At 61.0% G+C, this 26,023-nt stretch carries 15 protein-coding genes; 13 read left to right on the top strand and 2 right to left on the bottom strand.

Translation table 11 applies throughout. The annotated features are described in order from the left end of the window. Positions 1–169: 169 nt before the first annotated feature. From ACI5FR_RS17510 to ACI5FR_RS17450, 13 genes are all read left to right on the top strand, one after another. Positions 170–1,105, top strand: a complete 936-nt coding sequence (locus ACI5FR_RS17510; protein WP_405456562.1) for a lysylphosphatidylglycerol synthase transmembrane domain-containing protein — start codon at positions 170–172, stop codon at positions 1,103–1,105. Then, positions 1,102–2,559, top strand: coding sequence for an alkaline phosphatase family protein (locus tag ACI5FR_RS17505; RefSeq protein WP_405456560.1), 1,458 nt, complete (start codon positions 1,102–1,104; stop codon positions 2,557–2,559). The genes ACI5FR_RS17510 and ACI5FR_RS17505 overlap by 4 nt, the downstream gene beginning before the upstream one ends. Next, positions 2,549–3,277, top strand: coding sequence for a glycosyltransferase family 2 protein (locus ACI5FR_RS17500; RefSeq protein ID WP_405456559.1), 729 nt, complete (start codon positions 2,549–2,551; stop codon positions 3,275–3,277). Before ACI5FR_RS17505 ends, ACI5FR_RS17500 begins: the two co-directional genes overlap by 11 nt. Continuing rightward, positions 3,274–4,887 carry a nucleoporin-interacting protein gene (locus tag ACI5FR_RS17495; protein ID WP_405456558.1) on the top strand — a complete coding sequence of 538 codons (1,614 nt, stop codon included), beginning with the start codon at positions 3,274–3,276 and terminating at the stop codon, positions 4,885–4,887. Before ACI5FR_RS17500 ends, ACI5FR_RS17495 begins: the two co-directional genes overlap by 4 nt. 118 nt (positions 4,888–5,005) lie before the next feature. Continuing rightward, entirely contained in the window at positions 5,006–6,031 is a 1,026-nt protein-coding gene (locus tag ACI5FR_RS17490) for a hypothetical protein (protein WP_405456556.1), read from the top strand. 44 nt (positions 6,032–6,075) lie between these two features. Continuing rightward, complete coding sequence (locus ACI5FR_RS17485) at positions 6,076–7,566, top strand: copper amine oxidase N-terminal domain-containing protein (RefSeq protein WP_405456554.1); 1,491 nt, start codon at positions 6,076–6,078, stop codon at positions 7,564–7,566. A gap of 62 nt (positions 7,567–7,628) precedes the next feature. After that, positions 7,629–8,552, top strand: a complete 924-nt coding sequence (locus ACI5FR_RS17480) for an FTR1 family iron permease (RefSeq protein ID WP_405456553.1) — start codon at positions 7,629–7,631, stop codon at positions 8,550–8,552. 2 nt (positions 8,553–8,554) lie between these two features. Further along, a complete protein-coding gene (locus tag ACI5FR_RS17475) occupies positions 8,555–9,331 on the top strand; it encodes a Rossmann-fold NAD(P)-binding domain-containing protein (protein WP_405456551.1) in 777 nt (258 codons plus the stop codon). A gap of 243 nt (positions 9,332–9,574) precedes the next feature. Further along, a complete protein-coding gene (locus ACI5FR_RS17470; protein ID WP_405456549.1) occupies positions 9,575–11,896 on the top strand; it encodes a helix-turn-helix domain-containing protein in 2,322 nt (773 codons plus the stop codon). A 235-nt stretch (positions 11,897–12,131) separates the two neighbouring features. After that, complete coding sequence (locus tag ACI5FR_RS17465) at positions 12,132–13,100, top strand: ABC transporter permease (protein WP_405456547.1); 969 nt, start codon at positions 12,132–12,134, stop codon at positions 13,098–13,100. Between the two features lie 27 nt (positions 13,101–13,127). Next, the gene (locus tag ACI5FR_RS17460; RefSeq protein WP_405456544.1) at positions 13,128–14,021 is read left to right on the top strand and encodes a carbohydrate ABC transporter permease; all 894 of its coding nucleotides are present in this window, start codon (positions 13,128–13,130) and stop codon (positions 14,019–14,021) included. A gap of 105 nt (positions 14,022–14,126) precedes the next feature. Next, the gene (locus ACI5FR_RS17455) at positions 14,127–15,719 is read left to right on the top strand and encodes an extracellular solute-binding protein (RefSeq protein ID WP_405456542.1); all 1,593 of its coding nucleotides are present in this window, start codon (positions 14,127–14,129) and stop codon (positions 15,717–15,719) included. 104 nt (positions 15,720–15,823) lie between these two features. Then, the gene (locus ACI5FR_RS17450) at positions 15,824–16,987 is read left to right on the top strand and encodes a Gfo/Idh/MocA family protein (protein WP_405456541.1); all 1,164 of its coding nucleotides are present in this window, start codon (positions 15,824–15,826) and stop codon (positions 16,985–16,987) included. Between the two features lie 77 nt (positions 16,988–17,064). Here the strand turns inward: ACI5FR_RS17450 and ACI5FR_RS17445 are convergent, their stop codons facing one another. Next, the gene (locus tag ACI5FR_RS17445) at positions 17,065–17,475 is read right to left on the bottom strand and encodes a VOC family protein (protein ID WP_405456540.1); all 411 of its coding nucleotides are present in this window, start codon (positions 17,473–17,475) and stop codon (positions 17,065–17,067) included. 79 nt (positions 17,476–17,554) lie between these two features. Continuing rightward, positions 17,555–25,915: a glycoside hydrolase family 94 protein gene (locus ACI5FR_RS17440; protein ID WP_405456538.1), complete on the bottom strand. Its 8,361-nt coding sequence runs from the start codon at positions 25,913–25,915 to the stop codon at positions 17,555–17,557. Positions 25,916–26,023 lie beyond the last annotated feature (108 nt).

The raw sequence follows: 26,023 nt of genomic DNA, 5'->3' as shown, positions 1-26,023 counted from the left end.
TTTGCATATTGACGCGCCCCTGAGGTTCCCCCTATACTGTCTCTGAGAATCATTATCAATGAGCTTGGGTTATCGAGGTCATAGATATAACACCGGCAGTAGTTGTAAATGACCGTCATATCCTATCTATCCCATGTCAATCCCAGATTCAGAGGTTTACGCCCAACTTATGACCACCCTGCTAACCAAATGGATCCGCCTAGTCGCGCTGCTGCTCGTGTTGGGTTCGATATATATAACATGGCGCTGGTTCGATGCGGGCGAGTGGTGGGCCGATCTGCGCACGCTGGCCGCGCAGCCCAGATGGCTGGCGCTCATGTTGGCCGTCTACGGCCTGTCGTTCGCGCTCAAAGCCAGCGCATGGCGTCTCTATGCCCCGTCGCAAGCGCCGTTCCGCGTGTATGTGCACGCGATCCTGTACAGCCTGCTCGTGAACCACCTGCTGCCGATCAAAGCAGGCGATGCGGTGCGGGCGGGCGTCTTAATGAAGCAGGCCGGCCAGCGGTGGGACGAAGCGCTCCACTCGGTCGGCATCATGCGGCTGCTCGACATGGCCGTGCTCGGCCTAATCGGCGGGACTGGCATCATCTTGCTCGGACTGCCCACATCCTGGTGGGGATTCGCCGCCCTCGCAGGGCTCCTCGCGCTCGTCGCGGTCGCCCGGTTCCTGCCTTGGCTCAGCCGCCTGCCATTCGTCCGCAAGCACTCGGACTATTTTCGCACCCGAATGATGTCCGCCCGCGGAGTGGCCATCTTCGCCTTGGTCGCCCTGAGCTGGCTGCTGGAGGCCGGCGTCATCTACGGCGTTGCCCGCATTCTGGCGATCCCGCTTGGAGGCGCGCCACTCATCTGGGCGAACAGCATGACGATCGCGGGGCAAATTTTTCACGTGACTCCCGGTGGGATCGGCACGTACGAGAGCACCATGAGCGGCTCGCTCTACCTGCTCGGCATAGAGGGGCCGCTTGCTTACCGGGCGGCGCTGCTGTCGCACACGTTCAAGTTCGCATTCGCCTATGCCGCAGGCGCATATGCCCTGCTTCGGCTGCCGATTCGCATACGGGACGTATCCCAGTACATATCGAGGAAGGATTTTAAAGGATGAAAAAAGCCTCCGCATTTGAAATCGTCGCCGCCCGCTGCTGGAACATGCTGAACGAGGGCAAGCCGTTTACGCCCATTTTCACGGTGGGGGTGTTCGTTCTATATCATGCCGGCGTTTGGAGTCAGGGCGAGTTCTGGAGCTCGGCGGGTGTAGGGCTGCTCGTGACGCTGCCTCTGTTCGTGTTGTACTACATTTATGACTTTCCGCTGTTCCTGCGCAATTACTTGTGGCTGCCGCTCGTGGCCGCGCTGCTGATCTGGGAGCGCCCGGACTTGGGGCTGTCGTTCGTTGCGCTCGGACTGTTTTATTTTTTCACCGTCTACTTCTGGGGCACGTTTTACTACCACCTGCGGATCGGCACGTCCTGGTGGAATTTCACCCGGTTCTGGAAGCTGGTGCTCAAAAACAGCGACTCCACAAGCGGCAACGCGCAAGAGCAAATGCCGAAGTTCCTGCTGCTGCTGTACGTGTGGGACCACTACTATACGCTGTTCCGGGCGGATCAGACGCCAGACCTGTGGACCGGGTGGGGGTTCGCGGCAGGCGTGCTGGTCCTGAGCTTCATCCTGCACCGCTATTTGTTCGACTGGAAGCCGGCGGAGATCGAGACTTACACGCGGGACACGTTCCAGGGGCGTCCGCTCGAGCGGGTGAACGACAAAGTGATCGTCATCGTCGTCGACGGGATGCGCAAGGAACGGTTCGAGGAAGCGGATGCTCCATTCATGAAAAAGCTTAGGGCCGAAGGCACGGAGTACACGCAAATGGAGACGGTGTATCCCGCCCGGACGGTCGTCTGCTTCTCGTCGATGTTCACGGGAACTTATCCGCGCGAGCACGGCATCCGCTCCAACATGGTGTGGCGGCTCGGCATCCGCGTGGAGAGCATCTTCGACGCCCTGCGGAAGGTGGGACGCAAAGGCCGGCTGCTCGGCATCGCCCACTTAATCGATTCCATGGGGGACGACGTGGAGAGTGTGACGGCCGTGATGCATAACGACGTGGCCGACCGCAACATCATCGAACGGGCGAAGCGCATCATGGACGAGCAGAACCCGGACTTGCTCGTGGCGCAGCTGATCGGGGTCGATCAGACCGGGCACAGCAGGGGCGTGCTGTATGACGACTATACGAAAAAAATCGCGGAGGCGGACCGGCTCATCGAGGAATTCGTCGGCTGGCTGGAAGAGCGGGGGATGATGCAGAACACGACGCTCATCATCTGCGCGGACCACGGTCAAGCCGACGGCATCGGGGGGCACGGCCACCTGGACGAAGGGGAGCGGTACGTTCCGTTCTTCCTGCACGGTCCGACGATCCGCCGCGGGCACCGCGTCGACGACAAGCATTCGCTTGTTTCGATGGCCCCTACGCTCGCCTATTTGCTTGGGGCGCCTTTCCCGAGTCATAGCCGGGGACCGGTCTTGACGGAGGCGCTTCGGAATGAAAAATGAGATCACGAACAAGCCGACCATCCTCGTCTTCCTGCCAGCCCATAACGAGGAGGCGAACATCGCTGAGGTGATCGCCCGCATCCCGCGGCACTTCCACCCAGATTACACTGTGGAGGTGCTCGTCGTCGACGACGGCTCCACCGATGGCACGGTAGAGGCTTCCCGGGAGGCGGGGGCCGACCATATCGTCTCCTTCCCGCGCAACCGGGGGCTTGGCGCCGCGGTACGCGAGGGGCTGAGGCAAGGCGTCGTGCTCGGCGCCTCGATCGGCCTCATGATCGACGCCGACAACGAGTATCCCCCGGAGCAGATCCCCGACGTGGTGCGGCCCATCGTGGAGGGCCGGGCGGACTATACGTTCGGCTCGCGGTTCAAAGGCCGCATCCAGGGGATGAAGCTCCACCGAAGGTTGGGCAACTACGTCTTCACGCTGCTGCAGATGCTGCTGCTGCGCAGATGGATCTACGACGGGCAATCGGGGATGCGGGGCTTCTCACGGGAAGCGATGGAGCATGCCCGCATCATTCACGACTATAACTACGCGCAGGTGCTGACGCTGAATCTCATTCGTCAAGGGTTCCGGCTGGAGGAGATCCCGATCTCTTACCAAGTGCGGACCAGAGGCCAGTCGTTCATCAAATTCAAGCAATACGTGACGTCGGTGCTGCCGGCGATGTACCGCGAAATGCGAAGCCCAGTGAGGAGACGCCGGCAATGAGTGTTGCACTCGAGGAGAACTCCAGCCCGAATAAACATCGATATGCCAGGATCGTGGCACTAGTCACGGTCCTATTCGCGCTGGCGGTCATCCTGTCCGCCGCTGCGATCAGCCTCTATTACGCCAGCCCGATGCCGCGTACTTGGGACGAAGTCGATTTCGTCCTGGCGCTGGATCGGTACGACTTGCTGGCGATGCAGCCGCATTTTCCGGGGTACCCGTACTTCATCCTCGGCGGGTGGCTGGCGCACCAGGGGATCGCGAATCCCGCGCAGGCGCTCTCCGTCTTCAATACGGTCGCCGGGCTGAGCGCGGCCGTGCCCATGGCGCTGCTGGCGAGACGCCTTACGCAGAGCGAGGGCGGCGCCGCGGCCAGCCTGCTGCTGCCGGCGCTCGTCCTGACGAGCCCCTACGTCTGGCTCATGGCGTCCCGCCCGATGTCCGAGGCCGCCGGGCTAGCCGCGCTGTGGTGGTTCCTGTGGAGCGTGCGGCGTGCGATGGACCGGCCGGAGTCGCTGCGCCGCCACTTCTGGCCGCTCTTCCTGTTCAGCGGGCTGATGGGCATTAGACTGTCGTTCTTCCCCTTCGGCCTTCTTCTGCTGCCGCTCTGGCTCGGCCTGTGGCAACGCAACCGGAAGAGGTCGCACAGAGGCTGGAAGCTCCTGCTGTCCCTCGCAATGGCGATGCTGCTCCAGCTCGTCTGGGTCGCAGGACTAGTCTTGTCCGAAGGGACGCTGTTCGGCTTCTGGAAGCTGGCCATGGCATTCGTCGAGGGCCATTTCTCCGAATGGGGAGGGGGCGTCGTCTCCATCCCGATGTCGCTTCACGAGCGGATCATCCGCCTGTTCGCACACAATCTGGCGGGGTCGGCGCTTCTGTGCGGCTCCGTATGGGTCGGGTGCCTGTTCGTATGCTTGCTCGCACTCCTGATCGGCGCTGTGTTAACGAAACGATCGGGATCCGGCGCACGCGGAGCAGAACCATCACCAAGCGCCCATGAAGGCCAAAGCCACCAGATCAACCGTCACTACTGGATCTGGCTGGCCGCCAGCGTCTTGTTGTACGGGCTCTGGGCGCTGCTCGGCCAAAACATCGAGAAGCCCCGCCACATCGTCCCGGTCGTAGCGCCAATCCTGCTCGCCGTTCACGTCTTCACCGTTCGGACGGCGCAAGCGATCTCGCACGGCCGCACCCAGAAGCTGGCCGCCGCCCTCTACGCCGCGCTCGCAGTCCTGATCGCCGCACAATGGCTGTACGGGGCGCCGCTTCAGAAACGCCAAGCCGTCGAGGAGCCGGCCGTGTACCAGCTTCACCGCTATGTCGACGCCATGCAGCAGCCGCTGATTTTGTTCACGTGGGAAGAGACCCGCTTGCTCCAGTACGTCGGAGCGACGTACGAGCACAGGCGCATCTACACCTTCGGCTATTTCCAAGCGTTGGCGAACGCCGACCCGCATCGGACCGTGCTGCTCACGGATCATGTGCTGAAGGGCTTCGAGCAGGAAGGCAAGTCTGTGGGAGAGCATGTGCGGAAAATAGCGGAGTTCCATTCGGATCCGAGGTTCGAGCCGGTGTACGGGAATATCGCACTGTATGAGTGGATCCGGTAGCGGCTTGAACAAATATTTATCCGACAGAACGGAAAAATGTGGTTGACATTCCCTTTGATAATGATTATCATTACCGTTGGGTGAGGACATAGACGGAGCATTTCCAAGAGGTGAAAACATGAGAAAAAGGCTTTTGGCCGGTCTGCTGGTCGTCCTAACGGCTTTATACATAATTCCTTCCACGGCGGGTGCCTACTCGTATGGCGATGCCAATACGGAAGATGTCGCCGAGACGTTCAAGCTCGTGGAATCGAGCCTCGCGGGCGGGGCGAACGGCTGGGCCGCCGCGGAAGAAGCTTACAAGGTGCGACGGTCCGAGATCGCAGCGCACTTCGGCGAAGAAGTCGCCGTGACGCTCGACAGCAACTTCAAGGCGAGGGACAGCAAGCTCGTCGTAGCGAACTTCAAAGCCGTGCTCGTCATGAATCTGGACCGCCGGTTCAAGTATGCCTACGAGGGCGTCAAGGAATACGCCGAAGCGAAGCTGCTGCTCGCCAAGGCAAAGGCGACGTTCGATAGGCTCGCCCCCTACATGAGCGGCGACACGTCGGACATCACGAAGGCGTTCGACGAGGCGCTCGAAGCGCTAGGCAACCCCGGCCTGTTCGGCGTCGGGAAGAAAGCGGTCCAACCGGAGGTGTTCAAGGAGAAGGTCGACTTCATCTACGGCAAGGTGAAGCCGCTGTTCCCGTACCAGCCGGCCGCCGCCCAAGCGGCTCCGCCGGCGCCAACCCCGGCACCTCCGGTGCCGCAGACGACACCGGCGGCTAGCGCCGCGCCGATGCCAACACAAGCTCCGGCGGCCGCCACGCAAGCGCCGGCCGCCGCAACCGCGCAGCCGTCGGAAGCTCCGACGGCCAGCCCAAGCGCCTCGCCGTCCGGATCCCCGACGGCGACGGCTTCACCGGCCGCGACCGCCTCGCCGGCGGCGACGGCCACAGCGGCGGCGACCGCGACACCGGCCGCCGCGGGGAACACCGCCGCCGCGTCCGGCGGAGGCGCGGCGACCACGAGCGCAGCCGCTCACGCGCCGATGGAGCGGTCGGACAAGACGAACCCGCTCGTCAGCGTCGGCGTCATCGCGGCCGTCCTCGTCCTGGGCGGCGGAGGCTTCTGGCTCGCCCGCAAGAAGAAGTGGATCTAAACAGCATCATATTATAAATATCAGATGGAGAAGGAGAATCCCCCATGCGCAAACCTTTAGCCGCACTTGTACTTAGCACGATGCTCGCCGTTTCCAGCGTCACGACGTTCACGTCCATCGCCGTAGCCGAGAGCAAATTCCAGATCAAGGAAGACGCTACGGTAGCCGACCGCGTCAAAGCATTCGCCGACATCAAAGCGCTGTTCACGGAGAAGACGGTACTGGCCGACGTGAAGAAGCTGTATCTAGACAAGTTCCAAGCCGAAGTGAAGCGGATCGACGCCACGATCAAGGCGGACGACCCGAAGATTGAAGAAAACCTGCTGCTCGTGCTGGATGCCGCGATCAAGGGCGACCTGACGGTCGGCCAAGCGCAGCAAGCGGTCGATAAAGGGCTGCAATGGTACTTCTACTTCTTCATCCGCGACCAGATGAACAACCAAGTGCGTCCACTGCTGACGAAGGGCGACATCGCCGGAGCGACGGCGGCCTTTGACAAAGTGATTCAAGTGTACGAGGGTGCGCTGCAGAGCACGGTCGACAAGCGCGACAAGAAGTATGGCACCGATATGGTTGCCATCCTGAAGGGGACAATCGAGCAGATCCAGAAGGACATTAAGGATAACAATGTCAACGATTTCAACGTACACCGTCAAATTCTGGATAAGACGATCATCAAAGTCTACACGCTCGCTACGCTCACTTACGCGGAGAGCATTCCGACGAAGCCTGCGGCCGATCAGCCGACGGCGATCACGGAAGGATACTTCCTCTACATGCCGGTCTATACATACTTGAGAGGCGGCAGCGCAGCCGACGCCAATGCGGTGAAGGGTGCTTTCGCCTCCGGGGATCCGAGCAACATCAACCTCACGACGATCCAGGATCAGCTGCAGCGCACGTATATCGGCAAAGTATCCGAGTACGTCAAACAGGCGCTCACGAAGCTGGAAGCAGGCGACCTGCAAGGGGCGCGCGGCTACGCGGCGGAGGGCAGCATGTTCCTCGTCGGTCAGGAAGTGTTCCTGGGCAAGGAGAACTATAAAGCGGCGCTGGAAGTAACGAATCAATTCGTAGAAGCGGTCGACAAAGCGGATCTTGCGGCGGCGAATAAATCCAGCTTCGAAGTGCTGAAGTTCCTGGTCGGCAAAGACGGCACGAGCCTGAAAATCGGGGACACCGCCTATCAAGTCGACGGCACCGCCTATACGGCCGAGAACGCGCCGTACATCAGTCTCAAGAGCAACCGTACGCTCGTCCCGGTACGTCCGATTGCGCAAGCGATTCAAGCGGATGCGGAAGTCGAGTGGATTCATGCGACCCAGTCCGTGGTCATTACAAAAGACGGCAAGAAGACCGTACTGGTGCCCGGCTCCGATCGAATCGAGCAGGACGGCATCATCAATGAGAATGTGAAGCTCGACCAGCCGATGGAGATCGTGAACGGCAGCGCGTTCATCCCTCTCCGCGCAGTAGCGGAACTGTTCGGGAAGTGCGTGTTCTTCGAGAACGGCGAAATCATCATTCTTCGATAAGAGACTGACACCTGCGCCGCCCGGCGCAGGTGTCTCATTATGGGGAGAGGGCGGAGACCAGGTTGGATTTGCAAGCATTTCTCATTACATTCCGCGAGGCGCTGGAGGCGATTCTGATCGTCGGCGTCATCCTGACCTACTTGAGCCGCATCGAGATGACGCGCTGGAACAAGTGGGTGTGGGTCGGCGTGTTCCTAGCCTTGCTCGTGAGCTACGGACTGGCGCTTGTGTTCCAGATCATGCTCACCGGCTTCGCCGCCATGGGCAGCCAGAATTATTTGAAGATCGGCATCATGCTCGTCTCCTCGGGCTTACTCACCCACATGATTCTATTCATGAGCAAGCAGTCGGGCGAGCTGCAGGGCAAGGTGCAGAAGCAGATCGCGCACATCCTGACCGTCGGCGGCGCCATCAACATGATCGTCCATTCGTTCCTCGTCGTCGTGCGCGAAGGGGTGGAGACGGTGTTTTTCTTCGCGGCGATCACGGGCGGCGACATCCAGAAGGCGCTTCAGAGCTGGGGCGCGCTCGGCGGTCTCATCCTGGCGCTCATCGTAGGGCTCCTGTTCTTCAAAGGCACGAAGAAGATCAAGCTGCGGACGTTCTTCCGGGTGACAAGCGTCTTCCTGATGCTCATCTCGGCGGGGCTGTTCGTGCAGGCGGTCGGGATCATGCAGGATCTGGGCATCATGGGCAGCCTTTACAGGACCGCGGGGGGCGAGATCGGGGAAATCTACAACATCACCGGGTTCATGCCGGAGCATCCAATCGACGAAACCCAGTACATTCGCGACACCGGGCGCGAGCCGCTCATTAACGGACAAGTGGGTATTTTCATGAAAGCGTTCCTCGGCTACACACAAAATCCGTCTCTCGAGGAGTTCGTGCTCTACTGGGGGTATTATTTCTTCGTATTCGTGCTGCTCGCCGTGCAGCGGAAACGTCAGGAGAATAACGCGGCAAGCGTAGAAGGAAGGAGCGCCTAACGATGAGACAAGCCATTGCCATTATCGGATACGGGCACGTCGGCAAAGCGATGCACGCCCTGTTCCCGGACGCCGTCTTGTATGACGAGCCTTTGCGGGTAGGAACCCGGGAAGCCGCCAATGCTTGCGATGTGGCGTTCATTTGCGTGCCGACGCCGGCACTTCCGGACGGCGCCTGCGATACGTCGATCGTGGAAGCGGTGCTCGATTGGCTGGAAGCGCCCGTGATCGTCCTGCGATCCACGGTGCCGGTAGGATTCACCGATGCGCAGAAGCGGCGGACCGGCAAGCGCATCGTATTCCAGCCGGAGTATTACGGCGAGACGGTGGACCATCCGTTTGCCGATCTGAAGTCGCGAACATGGATCACCTTGGGCGGCGACTCCGCGGACACGGCCCCGGTCATTCGCGCCTTCCAGCGGGTGTACAACGCCGAAGTGCGGATTCGGCAGACGGACGCGCGGACGGCGGAGCTCGCCAAGTATATGGAGAATTGCTTTCTGGCGCTGAAGGTGACGTTTTGCAACGAATTTTACGATATCGCCGGGGCAGTGGGGGTCGACTACAACGAGCTGCGGGAAGTATGGCTCGAGGATCCTAGAATCGGCCGAAGCCACACGTTCGTCTATGTGGACAACCGCGGCTACGGAGGCAAGTGCTTGCCGAAGGACGTCAGCGCGCTCATCGGGCTCGCCGAGGAACGGGATGCGAACGTCGAGCTCATGCGGGCGGTGCGGGCGAAGAACGACCGGCTGAAGGGGAGCGACGCTCCGACCTAGACATCGGAATAACGGCAATGGAGATGAAACTCTGGGACGTTCCTGTTCCAGAGTTTTTTGGCATGCCGAACAAACAATTGACAACAAAAAAACGATTCCACTATTATTAGGTTGAACGACGTTCCGAATATTGAACCGCTAAGAAGAAAAAGATATCCGCAAATATGCGGTCGGTTCTAAGATCGGTCCGTTTGGCAGCGTTTACATATAAATGGAAGTCAGAACATTCCAGGGGGTCGCTTTATGAGATTGCTTGTGAAACTAAGAGGTGTGTACGCCAAGCTGTTCCTCTCCTACGCTTCCCTGCTCCTCGTCACGACGCTCGCCGTCGGCATGACCTCCTATCTCATCTTCACCTCCAGCTTGAACGAGGAAGTCGAGAAGGTGCACTCCCACCTGCTGTCCCATACGAGCGAGCAGATTCAGGACAACTTGCTGGAGCGGGCGGGCAAGGTGTTCGCCGATATGGTTACGAATCCGGACGTACATTATTTGTTCGACAATCCGATCCAGGGCAACAATTCCAAGGTGATGGACATTTATCAATATTTGAAGGCGACCGTCGCCCTCTACCCGAATCTGGTGGAATCGATCTCCGTGTATTACCGGGGCAGCAATGCCGTCATTTCCTCGAACTACGGCTTGGCGCTGCTGGACAGCCTGCCGGATAAAATCACGATCAGCACCGACTGGATCGAGCGGATGAACCGCGCGGAGACGGGCTCGCTCTGGATAGAGACGCGTACGGTACCGATCAGCGCGAATTCCAGCACGTTCGCCGTGAAGGTAGTCTCCTTTGTGGGCGGATATCCGTATCATTCGACCGGCACAAAGGCGAAGGGGTTCATCGCCGTCAATCTGCATGCGGACGCCTTCTATCAGATGATTCGATCGACGGACCAATCCGACCGGGGACAAATGTGGATTACGGATGATGCCGGACATATGATCGCACTAGGGAATACGGACACAAGCATCAGCATGGAAGACAATGCCAAGCTCGTCGCGCTGATGAAGGATTCGGACAAGGGCAAATTCGGAGAAACGGTCGGCGGGCTGGCCTCACTGGTGTCTTACGTGAAAATCCCCTATTCCGGGTGGCTGCTCGTGCAGGCCAGTCCGACGGATGAGTACAACCGCAAGGCGGTCGTCGTACAGCGCACGCTCATCCTGATCTGCCTGGCGGCGATCGGGCTGGGGCTGATCTTCTCCAAGGTGCTGACCTCCAACATGTACATGCCGCTGAAGTCGCTCCTGCAGACGGTCAAGAGCTTGTTCAACCCCCCACTCCCGCCTGGTGGCAAGCATGAGAACGAGTACAAGCAGATCAATCACTTCATGGCCGACATGTCGGTCCGGATGAGCGGGCTCGAGGCGACGGTGGCGGACAATATGCCGATTATTCGGCATAATCTCGTGTTCGGCCTGCTGAATCGGACCATCACACAGCAGGCTGAGCTGACGGATCGGCTGCGCTTCCTGCGGCTGGACTGGACGGAGTCTTCCTACTGCGTGCTGCTCATCCGGCTAGATGAGCGGGATATGGGTTTGCTGCTCGAAGAGAACCGTCAGACCGTCGTGTACAGCCTCATCCGGGAATTGGAAGCGGCCCGGACCGCCGACGTCGCGTTCACCGCGATCTCAGTGTCGGCGAACGACATTGCGGCAGTCGTGCACAGCCCTTACCGGGACGAACCGCTCGTTCGTCTAGCGGCCGAAGCACTGTCTGCACTGGCTTACGAGCAGTTCCAAGTGCGGCTATCCGCGTCGACCGGAGGCTGGGTGGAGGAGCCGCTCCAGCTATACCGGTCGTTCCGGGAGGCGCAGGCCGGGCTCGAGCGGCGCTTCTTCCGGCCGGATACGCTCGTGTTCCTGCATTCGCAGCTGGCCGGACCTGAGGCCGGTACGGAGCCGATCCCGCCTTCGGTCCAAGAGGCTTACCTCGAATCGCTCAAGGGGAGAAGCCTGGAGCCGCTCAAGGAAGCGGTGGCGGAGCTCGTCCGCCTTCTCGCTTCTGACCGGTATACGGTCTCGTACAGCCACGAGCAGTGGAGGCAGTGGGCCGGGCTGTTCCATCAATATTTGAAAGATATGCACTTGAAAACCATCGACGTGCTCGGCGAGCGGCTGGCGCACCAGGAGCGAGCGATCTCGGACATCCAGGAGTTCCAAGATTGGCTTACGCAGGCGGCCGAGGTGACGTTCCGCTACCTCGAAGGACGCGCCCGCAATAAGGCCGGCGATGCCGTCGCGATCATCAAAAGCTACATCGAGGCGAATCTCGCCGGCGATCTCAGCCTGCAGGCGGCCGCGGACAGCGTCTCGCTGCACCCGCGCTATGTGAGCCAGCTATTCAAGGAAGAGACGGGTATCAACTTCGTCGATTATGTGAACCGGAGGCGCATCGAGACGGCGGCCCGCCTGCTGATCGCCTCCGATCTCAATGTAGAGCAGATCGCGGCCCAGGTCGGCTTCAACACGCCGGCCTACTTCATCAAGAAGTTCAAGGAAGCTTACGGGGTCACTCCTCGGACGTACAAGTTCAATTACACAACGAACAAATGAATGGACGAACGAACAAAACGTGCACACACAGGCCGGATACGGGAGGTCCGCCTAGGGCACGTTTTGATATTTTCTGCATCGCTTTCTATCATCTGACGAATGAGATACCGCATTCCCGAGCCATTTCTTGAACGTGTTGCATAATCTGATTTTTGTTTTATTGTAGGCCTCCGCGGCATCCGGTATGGTGAAGGTGCCGAAGCCAGTCGACACCTACCGAGAGGAGAGACCCCTTATGCATACACCGAAAGCGCTTCCGCAGCCAAGCGGACCGCCGGGGCGCCTGCGGAGCAGCCGCTTCCTGCACTCGTTCCGCGGCTATGTGAAGTACAAATATTTGACGATCTTGTTCCTGCCGGCCGCGGTCTACTATTTTATTTTTCACTACATGCCGATCTACGGGATTCTCATCGCCTTCAAGAATTACAAGTTCAGCCTGGGCGTCATGGGCAGCCCCTGGGTCGGGCTTGACCACTTCCGCGAGCTGTTCGCCTTGGGCAGCTTTTGGCAAGTGTTCCGCAACACGCTCATCCTGAGCTTGTACAAGCTCGTCTTCGGCTTCCCGGCCCCGATCCTTTTCGCGCTGCTCCTGAACGAGATTCGGGTGTCGTTCTTCAAGCGGACGGTCCAGACGATCAGCTACTTCCCGCATTTCCTGTCCTGGGTCGTGCTAAGCGGGCTCGCGATTCAATTCTTGTCGCCTTCGATCGGACCGGTGAACATCCTGCTGCAGATGCTCGGCTTCAAACCGATCTTTTTCATGGGCAATGCGGAATGGTTCCGCAGCGTCCTCGTCGTGACCGACGTCTGGAAGGAGCTCGGCTGGGGGACGATCGTTTACTTGGCCGCCATTGCCGGCGTGAATCCCGAGCTTCACGAGGCCGCCACCGTCGACGGGGCGAACCGGTTTCACCGCATGCGCTACGTGACGCTGCCCGCCATGGCGCCGGTCATCACGATTATGCTCATCATCGCCATCGGCCGGCTCATCAACGACGACTTCGATCAAGTGTTCAATATGTACAACAAAGCGGTGATGGAAGTGGGCGACGTACTGAGCACCTATACGTACCGGGTCGGGCTGGAGAACATGCAATACAGCTTTTCCACCGCCGTCGGCTTGTTCAAGAACGTCATCGCCTTCGCCCTCGTGCTCACCGCCAACGCCATTGCGAGACGCATCAACGAATACGGGTTATGGTAACCGCTTGCCGAAAGGGGGAATAAAAGCTTGAGTACGATTACATCAGGAAAGCAACGGTTGAAGCGCTTCGACGCGTTTGACTTTTTCAATACAGTGTTCATGTCGATCTTGTGCCTATTGACCTTGTATCCGTTCCTGCATCTGCTGTCGCTGTCGCTCAGCCCGGGGGATTTGCCTCTCACTAGTCTGCATCTGCTGCCGCCGGACATTACGTGGGTCAACTACCAGAAGGTGCTGACGAACGAATACATCCTCAGCGGTTTCTTGAATACGATTACGCGCACGGTGCTTGGCACGGCTCTGTCGGTTTGCGTGACGGTGTTCGCCGCCTATCCGCTCGCCAAGCGGTTTTTCCCGCACCGGACGTTCTGGACCGGCTATATCGTGTTCACGATGTTTTTCTCCGGCGGCCTGATCCCGAATTATTTGCTGGTCAAAAACCTCGGCCTCATGAACAGCATCTGGGCGCTCGTGCTGCCCGGGCTCGTCAGTGCCTTCACGCTCGTCATCACCCGCAACTTCATGATGGCGTTGCCGGAAGCGCTGGAGGAATCGGCCAAGATGGACGGGGCGAACGAAATCGTCATTTTGTTCCGGATCATCATCCCGCTCTCGCTGCCGATCATCGCGACGTTGTCGCTCTGGGTGGCGGTCGGCCATTGGAATGCCTGGTTCGACAGCCTCATCTATACGTCCGACGCGCACAAGCAAGTGCTCCAGGTCGTCATGCGGCGCATCGTGCTGCTAGGATCCAAGGACATGATGGACGTGAACAAATTCGACGATCCGAACCTGGTGGCGAATCCCGACACGATTAAGGCCGCTACGATTATGGTGACGATTATTCCTATTATTTTGATGTATCCGTTCCTGCAGAAGTATTTTGTCAAAGGTGTGCTCGTCGGCTCGATGAAGGGCTAGTCGGGTGAACCGCTTGCGGGTGCAACATGGGCCGAGTCCGGGTCGGCTTCATGCTTAACCATATAGATTGATTTGTTGGGGCTAAACTTGGAGGAGGTCATAAAGATGGAGAAAAAAATGGTAAAACGGTTGACCGTGGTCGCATCGGCATCGGTGCTGCTGACATCGCTGGCGGCAGGCTGTTCGAAGGATAGCGGAGGCACCGCCTCGAATACAAGCGCGAGCGCTGCGCCGGGAGCCGGCAAAACGTATACGATCTCCTGGGTGTCCGGCCAATCGACGCCGGTCGATCCGAACGCCAAGATGGTCAAGTATTGGGGTGATAAGCTGAACGTCAAGTTCGACGTCTGGAATATCGATTCGAAAAACTTCAATGAAATGATGAACTTGAAATTCGCGTCGGGCGAAATTCCGGACCGGATGGCGGTGGGCGGTTTCGCGCTGCTGCAAAAGTACGTGGATCAGGACATTCTGGCCGAGATCCCGCTCGACATGCTGAAGAAGTACGCGCCGAACGTGTACGCCAAGACCGAGAAGGAAATGCCGAACGCATTCGAATATGCCAAGATCGACGGGAAAATCTACGGCATTCCGCGGCTCACCATGAATGACCGGTTCCGAAGTCCGGTTGTCTGGAGGGGAGATTGGCTGAAAAATGTAGGCGTGGAGAAGGCGCCTGAGACGCTGGACGAGTTCGAGCAAACGATCTACAAGCTGGCTAATCAGGATCCGGACAAGAACGGCAAGAAGGATACGTATGGCCTGTCTACATCGTCGATCCCGCTCGTCTATGGCGCGTACGGGTATTTGCCGGACCGCTGGACGGCGAAGGACGGGAAGCTCGTCTATGGCGCGGTGCAGCCGGAGATGAAGGATGCGCTCAAGCTGCTGAACAAGTGGTATAAGGACGGCGTCATCGATCCGGAATTCATTACCGGGGAGAATAACGGGGGCTATTGGGCGCTGTCTCATGCTTTCATCAACGGACGGATCGGCTTGACCAGTCTTGGGGCGTTCTATCATTGGAAGCCGTTGCTGTTCGAAGGCGACGTCGCGTCTCACGATTATGTGGAGATGAAGAAGGTGAACCCCGCCGCAGCCGACGCGATGGTGTACGGGATGCCCCCTAAAGGCCCTACCGGCAAGATGGGCGTAGCGCAAGGAAGTTTGCTGAACGGCAACTTCATCGCCTTCGGCAAACAGCTGGAGAAGGACAAGGATAAGCTGGCGAAAGTGCTGCAGGTGATCGACTACATCAGTGCCACATCGTACGAGAATTATGTGACGGCGATGTTCGGGATCGAAGGCGAGGACTGGACGTTCAATACGGATAAGGCGCCGGTGCTGAAAAATCCGACTATGACGACGCAGGACATGGAGAAAATGGGGGCGAACAACGTCATGGAGTCGCTCGAGCTGCCGGAGTTCGGGGCGGTCTCGTTCTCCAAGCGGAATCAGTGGGCGACGGACAAAGGCTTCGAGAAGGGCGGCATCCGCAACCAACTGCTGACGGCGCTCCCGGCGCAAGCCAAGTACCAGGCCGAGCTGCAGAAGCTGCAGGATCAAGCGTACATCTCCATCATTACCGGCGACAAGCCGCTGGCCGAATTCGACGAGTTCGTGAAGAAGTGGAGAGCGAGCGGCGGCGAGCAGCTGGAGAAGGAAGCGAACGATTGGTACGGCAAGCTGAAAAAGTAATCGTGGTATAATGGTGGCAGAGGAACAGCCTTCCATCGTGTGCACGGGATTCAGGTGCGCGCGGTTGGAAGGCCCTGCATTTTATGGATGGGGAGTGAATGTTCATGACGATCAAGGTAGGGATTGTCGGAGCGCGGGGGTTAAGCAACATCCAGGGTTTCCAGGCGATCCCGGATGTGGAGGTCGCCGCCCTGTGCGACATGCACGAGGGACTGCTGCAGGAGCAGGCGGCTCGCTTCGGCATCCCGCGGACTTACCGCATCTACGAAGACATGCTGGAGTCCGAGCTCGACGCGGTCGTGATCTCGACGCCGATGCAATTGCATTTTCAGCAGACGGTCCAAGCGCTGGAAGCCGGACTCCATGTGATGAGCGAGGTCACCGCCGGCGTCACGATGGATGAGCTGTGGTGGCTGAAGGAAGCGGTGGAGCGCAGCGGCAAGGTCTACATGATGGCGGAGAACTACTGCTACATTCCGGCCAACCAGCTGATCGGGAACATGGTGCGGCAAGGGCTGTTCGGCGACATCTACTACGGCGAGGGGGAGTACATCCACGACATCAAGCATCTCGCGAGCGGCTACAACCGGCGGGTACCGGGCGATCAGGCGGCGGCGAGCAAGACGTCCTGGCGCCACTACTGGCAGCTCGGCAAGCGGGGGACATTCTATCCGACGCACAGCCTCGGCCCGGTCATGCAATGGTTTCAGGGCGACCGGATCCAGTCGGTGTCGAGCTTCGGGACCGGCTGGCATACGGCGCCGCAGTTCCGCCAGGAGGACACGTCGGTCACGATGTGCCAGCTGGAGAGCGGCAAGCTCATTCGGCTGCGCGTCGACTGCCTCTCGAACCGGCCGCATAACGCCGCCTACTATACGCTTCAGGGGACGCTGGGCTGCTACGAGGCGCCGCGAGGCTTGGGCGACGAGGCCAAGATTTACTTGAAGGCCGACGGCGACCATTCGGATACCGCCGCATGGCGGCCGCTGCGCGAATTCGAGCGGTATCTCCCCGAGCGGTACCGCAACGCGACGGAGGAGCAGCGCAGCGCGGGGCATTACGGCGGCGACTTCTTCATCGTGCAGGACTTCATCGACGCCATCCGGCACGGCACCCGGCCGCCGATCGACGTCTACGACGCCTGCGAGTGGACCGCGGTCGCGCTGCTGTCCGAGCTGTCGATCGCAAACGGCGGCCGGCCGGTGGAGATGCCGGACTTCCGCAAGACGAGCTCGGGCTCGTATCGCGAGCAGATCATTAAGCTGTAAGTGGAAAACGCCGCACAGCCCTCTTTTGGTTCGGGGCTGTGCGGCGTTTTCGGTGCTGCGCGTGCGTCGGGTACGCTTTAGGCTTGCATGGCAGGAGCGGTGGTGGTAATCATCCATTGCACCCCGAACTTGTCTTCGACCTGCCCGAATAGAGCGCCCCAAAATTCCTTGCGAAGCTCGTGCGTCACCTTGCCGCCCTCAGACGCCAGATTCGCAAACGCCTCATGCGCTTCCGCTTCCGTTTCGAACTCGAGGCATTGGGAGATCGCATTGCCTTGATGGACCGGTCCGAAGCTGTCGCACATATAGAACGTCACGCCGGCGGCCACTAAGTGCAGATGCAACACCTTGTTCTTGTCGGCTTCGCTCGTATTCGGCATTTGATCGAACTTCTGGACGGAAACGACCTCTCCTCCTAGAGCTTGAACATAAAAAGCCGCTTGGGCTTGAGCATCCTGGCTGAAGAAATAAGTCGCGTGCTTCGCCATTCAGGCCACTTCCTCTCTCATTTGGATTACTCCATTGTACCCTATCCCGTTCTCCGGCATTTCTTCTAAATTGCTGACTTTACAACCGGACCTTGATTTCCCGTTCCGTCCCATCGTCGACGAGTTCCACGTAGGTGTCGGGTCCCGCGGTCAACAGTCCGTTGTCACTATCGGCCGATTCGCCGTGTTCGGAGCGGCGGAAAGTAAAGCGATACTTGGTTTCGCCTAATCGGTAGACCGCCTTGAAGCCCGGCCACTCCGGCGGGACGCACGGATTCAGGTAGAGGCGGTTTCCATGCCGCCGCAGGCCTAGGATCCACTCGATCCCGCTCTGGTACATCCATCCGGACGCCCCGGTATACCAGGTCCAGCCGGCATGCCCGCGATGGGGCTCGGACGTGTAGACGTCGGCCGCCATCACATAGGGCTCCCCAACATACTCCCGCACCTCGCTTTCCGTCCGCGTATGGTTGATCGGGTTCAGCATCCGGAACAGCTCGAACGCCTTGTCGCCGCGGCCCAGCTTCGTCCAGGCGATAATGCTCCAGATGACGCCGTGCGTATATTGGGCCCCATTCTCTCGTATGCCCGGCGGGTAGCCCTGGATGTACCCCGGACTCGGCTCGGTCCGGTCGAACGGCGGGGTCAGCAGCTTCACGATGCTCCGCTCGCGGTCCACCAGCTCGCGGTCGAACGACTGCATCGCTTGCTGGGCGCGGTCCGGCGGCGCCGCTCCCGAGATGACCGACCACGATTGGGCGATGGCGTCGATTCGGCACTCCTCGTTGTAGATCGTACCGAGCCAAGCGCCGGCATCGGTGAACGCCCTCCGGTACCATTGCCCGTCCCAGCCGTGCTCGTGAATGGCCTGCGCGAGCTGCTCTCGCGTAGTCCTATAACGCTCAGCCCGCTCGGCCTCGCCGCGCTCTTCGCAGAGCCGCTCGAACCGCTGCAGCACGTCAATGAGGAACCAGCCGAGCCAAATGCTCTCGCCCCGCCCCTCATCGCCGACCAAGTTCATGCCGTCGTTCCAGTCGCCGATGCCGATGAGCGGGAGGCCGTGCTCGCCGATCCGCTGTAGGGCCCGATCGATGGCCCGGAGGGAATGCTCGTAGATCGAGCCGATTTGAGGGGACAGCACCGTGGGCTCGTAGCGCTCGTGCTCGCCGGACTTGAGCGGCTCGCTCGTAATGTAGGCGGCCTGCTCGGAGAGCACGGAGGCGTCGCCCGTATGCTCGACATACCGCGCGACTGAGTACGGCAGCCAGAGCAGGTCGTCGGAGAACAGCGTACGGATGCCGCGCTCGGTCTCCTCGTGCCACCAGTGCTGAACGTCGCCCTCCTCGTATTGGTGCAAGGCATGGCGCACGATCTGCTGCCTCGTGAACTCGGGCGCCGTATGCAGCAGCGCCAGCGAATCCTGCAGCTGGTCGCGGAACCCGTACGCCCCGCCTGCCTGGTAGAAGGCCGACCGGGCCCACATCCGGCAGGCGAGCGACTGGTACAGAAGCCAGCCGTTCAGAAGGATGTCGGTCTCGGGCGAAGGCGTCTCGACCGCAATCTGGCCGAGCGTCCGATCCCAGTAGTCGCTCGAAGCCTGCCGGGCCGCATCGCACTGGGCGGCAAAGGAGTAGCGGCGGGCCAAGTCCGCCGCTTCGGCTGCGGAGGAGGCACAGCCGAGCAGAATGAGCACCTCGGCCTCCTCGCCGGGCTCGAGCCGGAGCTTGCGCTGCAGCGCCCCACATCCGGCGTGGCGCACGCCGGTTTGCCCGGACAGCCGGCTGCGGCCCATGGCCGCGGGACGGTCCACCGTCCCGTTGCGGCCGATGAACTCGAGCTGATCCGAGGTCCAGGACAAATCATCGGAACCGGGATCCGAAGCGGAATCGGGTGCGGGAGCGGGAGCGGGGGCACCTCCCTGAGGGAAGATGCCCAGGAACGCCGTCGCGTCGCGGAAGTTCTCCTGATACCCGTTCCGGGCGGTCAGGACTCGTGCGGACGCGTCCCATTCGCTCACGATGAACGGAGCGTTCGACTGGCGCTGTACGCCAAGGACCCACTCCGCATAATAGGTGACGGACAGCCGTCTCGGCGCGGAGGAAGTGTTCTTCATCCGCACGCGCATCACCTTGACCGGATCGTCCAACGGGACGAAGACGGTCATCGAATGGCGGATGTCGGCCCGCGTATGGTCGAAGGACGAATAGCCCAAACCATGAGTGACCAAGAACGGCTCCGTCACAGCACCACCCGCGGGGGTGAGCGGCCACCATTCGCCCGTCTCCTCATCGCGGAGATAGCCCAGCTCGCCCGGCGGGTCCAGCACCGGGTCGTTGGACCACGGCGTCAGCTTGCACTCCCGGCTGTTGCGCCAGAATGTGTACCCGGTTCCGAGCTCGGAAACCAGGGTGCCAAAGGTCCGATTGGCGAGGACGTTGATCCAAGGCGCAGGCAGGTGCCGGCCATCCTTAATCAGGAGCTTGTATTGCTTCCCGTCCGGCGTGAATCCGCCCCACCCGTTATAGAACCGCACGTCCGCGGGATCGAGGGTGAGGGACTGCGCTGGCGAAGCGGTCTGCGGTCGGTCCGTGCCGCCGGGGGTCGCAAGCGGCAGCGGCTCCGGCCATCGGTCGGCGAAGGCGCGATCAGCGCGGTCCGTACCGTTAGCGTGGTCCACGCGCCCAGTCCGGCCCGCTCGGCCGTCGACGACCCGCAGCGGCTGGCGCAGCTGACCCGCGAGACTCGGCCCGCCGGCCCGCAGCACGACCCGCGCCACAGTGAGCAACAGCGTACGGTCTTCTTCGCTCAGCAGGCTCTCCGGCAGGACGTGAATCCCAACCGCACCTGCCCCGAACCGGTCGACGCCATGCTCTACCGCGCGTCCCAGCGACTCCTGCAAATTTTGCTGATAGCCGTCGGCCGACTGGTTCAGAATGACCAGGTCGAACCGGAGCCCCAACCGTCTCAAGTACTCATGCCCGGTCAGCAGCTTGACGATAAAAGGCAACTGGCTGCGATTGTCGGCCAGGACGACGATGATCGGCCGATCCCCGGAAATGCCGAACGACCATAGGCCGGATTGACCCTTCACGTTCGCGGCTATTCGCCGGCTGCGCTCCGGCCGGTGGGGCGGCGTATACAGCACTTGCGAAGCGAGCCGCTGGAAGTCGAGCGCATCCGCGGGGCTTAGGCTCAGGTTGCGCAGCTCGACCCGGCTGCGCGTCCATGCCAGCTGGAATGCCCGCTCCGCCGCCTGCGAAGTCGTCAGCCGGCGGACGATGTCCACGGCTTCCTCCTTGGACTCGGCGACCGAGGTCACCGCAAAAAGGCTTATCGTCTTTCCGGGTTCGATATGCACCCGCCGACGCATGATGAAGGCCGGATCCGCCACCGAGCCGGTCTTGCCCTTCAGCCTGGCGCGCATCGCATACGGCTCCGCCGGCCGGTACCCGCGCCCGATGAAGGCGGCGCGGTCCGTCTCGAACTCGGCGGGCGCAGGCGCCTGTCCTTCGGCCACTAAGAGGTGGGCCGACCAGAGCGCCCGGTCTTTCGCTTCCCGCTTGCGGCGACCGGCTACGAGGCAGCCGCTCTCGGCGTCATACGCCGTGCGAATGAACAGCTTGCTGAACGCAGGGTGTGCATCGTCCGCAATCGGATTCGCCAAGGCCAGCTCCACGAAGGAGGTGACCTCGAGCATCATCGGTTCATCTCCGCGGTTGGTCAAGCGGATGCGGCGCACCTCGGCGTCGAACTCCGGAGAGACGGCGATCTCCATGCGGGTTTCCGATTGCTCGTCCTCGCTCACGAATGTCGCCTTGTCGGGCTCGAAGACGATGCTCATGCTCGGCGCTTCCGTGCGGCAAGGCTGGTACGAGGGGGACCAGACCCGATCGGAGAGCACATCCCGGATGTAGATCCAGCTCCCCCAGTTATCTTGGACCGGCTCTTCCCGCCACCGGGAGACTGAGAGCCCTTCCCAGCTGCTGCAGCCGCTTCCGCTCGCCGTCACCATCGTTGTGAAGCGTCCGTTCGACAGCAGGCAAGCTTCCGGAACGGCCGTATGGGGCGACGAGAATTCGCGTACGGGACCGGTTTTGGCAACCTCCTGCTCCACCCGCGCCTGCGAACGGAACATCGCCGGATGGTTCACCCACTTCGGCCGCTGCGGAATGCGCTCCTGCAGCAGCAGTTCGGCGGCGCGCACCGCTTTGTTCCGGTGAAACCGGTCCGTCATCTTGTGCGGCAGCAGCAGGTTGGACAATGTCAACAGACTCATCCCCTGGTGATGCGACATGAAGCTGCGGATGACCGCGTGCTTTCTGTCAGCCGGCATCCGCCGCGGCGTGAAATCCAGCGCCTCGTAGTAGCCGTATTGGCCGCGTCCGCCCAGCTGCTCCAGCTCGTTCAAAGCCCGGAGGCCCTGGCGAAGGGCGAAGGGCAGTGCCATCACGGTCGCATACGGCGCCAGCACGAGATCCTGCTCCAGACCGCGCTTGAACCCGAGGCCGGGCACGCCGAACGCCCGATATTGATAGTTTAGTTGATGGTCAAAAGCATAGTATCCGGATTCGGAGATGCCGAACGGCACGCCCCGCTGCTCGGCATATTCGATTTGACGTTCTACGATTGCCTTGTACGTGCTGTCCCAGATCGTATCGCGGTATGTCTTCATGAGCAGCCAGGGCATCAAGTATTCGAACATCGTGGCCGACCATGAAAGCAGCGCCGGGCGCCGGCCCACCTTCGTAAGCGTGCGGCCGAGCGCGTGCCAATGCGAGACCGAGACTTGGCCCAGGGCGATGGCGACGAAGCTCGCCTGTCGCGCCTCGGAGGCCATCAGGTCGTACAGGACGCCATCGCGGGTGCGCGAGCGCACGTGGTACCCGAGCGAGAACAGATTCGTCTTCGGATCGTAGAGCGGGCGGAAGTCGGTCGCTTGCACGAGCGCATCGATCCGTGCGGCCAGCCGGCTTCCCCGGGTCATCAGATCGGTCGGCGGAGGAGTGCGGCCCAGCTCGTCCGCGAAGGCGACTTCGGTTCGCGCCGGCCGGTCGGAACGAGTCGACCCGTCCGGAGTGTTCGGGGTAACCTGCTCCATTTTCCGGTCGCGGTCCACTCTGCACCATTCCAGCAGCCCCTCCTTCACGGTCAGCAGGGAGGCGACCAGATTGCCCGAGTCCACGGTCGACACATACACCGGGGGGAGCGGGGCAAGCGACTCCGTATCGTACCAGTTGTAGAGATGGCCTTCCCACTTCTCCATGTTCTCGATTGTCGAGACGGTGCGTTCCAACCGTTCGATGAGCCCGGGCGTATCGATGAACCCGAAGTCCCGGGCGGCGAGCGCGCAAGTGACGTACATGCCGATGTTCGTAGGGGAGGTCCGGTGTGCCACCCCCCGATCGGGTTCGAACTGCACGTTGTCCGGAGGCAGCCAATGGTCCCCAGCGGTAACATAGTCTTCGAAAAACGTCCAAATGTCCCTGGCGAGCTTATGCAGCGCTTCCGTCTCCTGGGGAGCAAGAGCTTCCGTGTTGTGGACGGGGGCCTGATCCAGATAGCGAATGACGAGCGGCGTAACGCTCCATAGAAGCACGGAGGCCCAGCCGACGGCTTGTACTGCAGCATTTCCGCTCATAACCGTGCCTACTGCCATAAGCGCGATCAGCACATAACCGCCGAGCAGGCCGGCCAGCGGCGGCGCACCTTTGCTGCTGCTCATCCGCTCCACTTCGGCCTGATTGACCCACTCCAACAGCCTGCGTTTGGATATGGCCAGCCGATATACGGTTCGGAGGACGGCATCGAGCTGCAGGGCGGTCTGGAACGGTAGAGTCAAGAAGGTGAGCAGCACGTGTCCGAGCGTAAGGAGCAGGCTGGACGGCCGATAGACGATCGCGGACGGGGTGAGCAGCTGACGGAGCGCCGGCAGGAGCAGCGTCAGCAGCACCACCCCATACCAGCGCAAGGGCGAGCCAGGCAATACCGTGCCCGCCAGCAGCAGGACCGCCATCAGTACCGGTTGAAGCAAGCTCCGCCGCAGGTTGTCCAGCAGCTGCCATCGGGTTACGGCACTTAACTCGGTGTCGGCGAGTTCGCCTTCGCGGTTCCGGGTACGGCCCTTCAGCCAGGGCAGCAGCTGCCAGTCCCCGCGAGTCCAGCGGTGAAGACGTTTTTGATGCGCGAGGAAGGTCGGCGGATGATCGTCGATCAGCTCGATATCGGACAGCAGCCCGGTTCGCAGCAGCCCGCCCTCCAGCAAGTCGTGGCTGAGCACGCGATTTTCCGGGAACCGATTGCCCAGCACCGCATGGAACGTATCGACGTCGAATATCCCTTTCCCCGTGAAAATGCCTTGCCCGATTGCATCCTGATAAGGGTCCGACACGGCGAACGCATACGGATCGAGTCCGGTCTGGTACACCCACAGGGAAGTGAGTCGGGACTTCTGCGCACTTTCGTACGTGATCCCGATCCGCGGCTGCAGCACGCCGTAGCCTTCGACCACCTTGGTCCCGTTGGCGTTCAGCCGGGGCCGGTTGTACGGAAGATGCATGGCGCCGATCATCCGGTGCGCGCTCTCGAGCGGCAGCCGCGTATCGGCGTCGAGCGTCAGGACATAGCGAATGCGGCTCAGCACGGCCGGATCGCCGACTCTCGTGCTGAAGCTCGTATCCTCGTGGCCTTTAAGCAGCCGGACGAACTCCTCCAGCTTGCCGCGTTTGCGTTCCCAGCCCATCCACACGCGCTCCGAGGGGTTCCACTGGCGATGGCGGTGAAAATGGTGGAAGGTGGTACCCGGGTAGCTCCTGTTCAACCGCTCGATTTCGAGGCTCGCCTCGTGCAGCAGCGTGTCGTCCTCCGGCAGCCACTCCGCGTCCGCATCCCGGAAATCGCTCAGCATGGCGAAATGAATATGTGGATCCCGGTTCGCCAAGTAATGCAGCTCGAGCCAGTCGGCCGTCTTCTTCACGTCTTCCGCCCGGGACCAGATGACCGGGATGACGACCATCGTCGCGGCCTCCTCAGGCACCCCTTTGGAGAAATCGTACCGGAGCAAGCGGGTAGGGCGAACCGTCCGCTCGATCAGCCAGTGAACCGCCGTTACGCCGAATTCGCTGGCAGGCCAGACGAGCGGCAGCAGCACGGCGAACCAGCCGAGCGGAGAGAGAGGCGCGGCCGCTCCGCCGATCCACCAGGCCAGCAATACGAGAGCAGCGAGCGTGGTGAACGCGAGCAGCTGGATGTAAAAGCCGGAGGCGCGCAGCTTGATCCCCGCCTCCGGCAGGGCGCCGGCTTTGCCGCATTGCTTCAGCGCCTTCTGCAGCTCCCTCAGCCCGCGGGCATCGAGCAAGTAATAAGCGGCGTTCGCGTTCCGGGGCAGGACGCTTGGGCGGTCCGTGCGGTCCTTCCCAGCTTCGGCTTCCGTTTCCGCTGAGCGTCGTGAATTCGCTAGCTCTACCGCTTGAGCGGCGACCAGCTTTTCCGGCACCTTCATGCGCCGGGCGAGCAGCTCCACCCGGTGCCGCAGCGTGTGCCGGCTAGCTGCGTCCAGCTTCGGGTAATCGCCCGCCTGTTCTTCCCGCAGCGTCCGCTCCACGACACTGATCCGCTCGAACGGAACGCTCCACACCCAACGCGACAGCTTGCGCAAGCTGCCGATGACGTTGCCGATGCTCACCTGCGATTCGGCCTGAAGCCGATACTCGTAGGATAGAATCGCATCGAGACTTTCCGGCGCATTGTCCATCTTACAGATGAGCCACTCGCCGATATGCGCGGAATCGTCGGCATGCTCCCTGAGATGCTTGACGAGGTGAACGATCAGCGCTCCGGACAGGGGCAGCTCGACGCGGGCCTCCTCGAGCGCCTGCTTCAGTCGCTCCGGCGTCAGCTCGGCCGCGGGAAGTCCGGCCAGCATACGCTCGACGAATTCGCAGATCGCGCGCCGTTCCTTCACCGGCTTCGCCAAGTTCGCGAGGCGGCGGATCATCTCCATCTTCATGAAGAGCGGCACCGACCAGGCCTCGGAGATCGACAGCACGGATACCTCTTGATAGGCGTTAAAGAAAGCCGTGAGCGTCTCTTCCTCCAGCAGCCCGTCCGTCTGCTCCAGATACGCCTCGCAGATCGACGAGACCCGGAGCCGCCCGTCCCGGGATACTACGGGCAGAGATTGGGTCTTCAGCTCGGCGGCATCCTCACCGATCCCGAGCAGCTCCGCCTCCAGGAATTCCGAATGGTCCAGCAGCCATTCCTCGGCCGGCTGCTCGCACGCGCTGCGCTGCTCGTGCAGCTCCTTCACGAACGCCCGCAGCTCTTGGATCTCCGCTGCATGCCGCTCCCAGACCGCCGCCGCCGAGATGCGCTTGCCGCGGGGGTCATGCTCCAGCGCGAGCTTATGCGCTTGCTCCAGCAGCTTCTCCTTGTGTGAACTCATTTTGAAATCCCCCGATGGATGAATAGTAAAAAATCACTCCATTACCATTCCACATAAAGGGAAATTTTATGAGCCGGGGTTTCGGACGGGCCGATGCAAAACGGAGCG

This window comes from Paenibacillus sp. HJGM_3 (assembly GCF_045062745.1).
Classification (GTDB): Bacteria; Bacillota; Bacilli; order Paenibacillales; family NBRC-103111; genus Paenibacillus_AA.
The sequence above is the reverse complement of the archived record's forward strand: the minus strand, read 5'-3'. Positions and strand labels throughout refer to the sequence as shown.

Excerpts from the sequence above, each read along its gene's own strand:
- ACI5FR_RS17510 (WP_405456562.1), top strand. The coding sequence starts at position 170 with ATGACCACCCTGCTAACCAAATGGATCCGCCTAGTCGCGCTGCTGCTC.
- ACI5FR_RS17505 (WP_405456560.1), top strand. The coding sequence starts at position 1,102 with ATGAAAAAAGCCTCCGCATTTGAAATCGTCGCCGCCCGCTGCTGGAAC.
- ACI5FR_RS17500 (WP_405456559.1), top strand. The coding sequence starts at position 2,549 with ATGAAAAATGAGATCACGAACAAGCCGACCATCCTCGTCTTCCTGCCA.
- ACI5FR_RS17495 (WP_405456558.1), top strand. The coding sequence starts at position 3,274 with ATGAGTGTTGCACTCGAGGAGAACTCCAGCCCGAATAAACATCGATAT.
- ACI5FR_RS17490 (WP_405456556.1), top strand. The coding sequence starts at position 5,006 with ATGAGAAAAAGGCTTTTGGCCGGTCTGCTGGTCGTCCTAACGGCTTTA.
- ACI5FR_RS17485 (WP_405456554.1), top strand. The coding sequence starts at position 6,076 with ATGCGCAAACCTTTAGCCGCACTTGTACTTAGCACGATGCTCGCCGTT.
- ACI5FR_RS17475 (WP_405456551.1), top strand. The coding sequence starts at position 8,555 with ATGAGACAAGCCATTGCCATTATCGGATACGGGCACGTCGGCAAAGCG.
- ACI5FR_RS17470 (WP_405456549.1), top strand. The coding sequence starts at position 9,575 with ATGAGATTGCTTGTGAAACTAAGAGGTGTGTACGCCAAGCTGTTCCTC.
- ACI5FR_RS17465 (WP_405456547.1), top strand. The coding sequence starts at position 12,132 with ATGCATACACCGAAAGCGCTTCCGCAGCCAAGCGGACCGCCGGGGCGC.
- ACI5FR_RS17455 (WP_405456542.1), top strand. The coding sequence starts at position 14,127 with ATGGAGAAAAAAATGGTAAAACGGTTGACCGTGGTCGCATCGGCATCG.
- ACI5FR_RS17450 (WP_405456541.1), top strand. The coding sequence starts at position 15,824 with ATGACGATCAAGGTAGGGATTGTCGGAGCGCGGGGGTTAAGCAACATC.
- ACI5FR_RS17445 (WP_405456540.1), bottom strand. The coding sequence starts at position 17,475 with ATGGCGAAGCACGCGACTTATTTCTTCAGCCAGGATGCTCAAGCCCAA.
- ACI5FR_RS17440 (WP_405456538.1), bottom strand. The coding sequence starts at position 25,915 with ATGAGTTCACACAAGGAGAAGCTGCTGGAGCAAGCGCATAAGCTCGCG.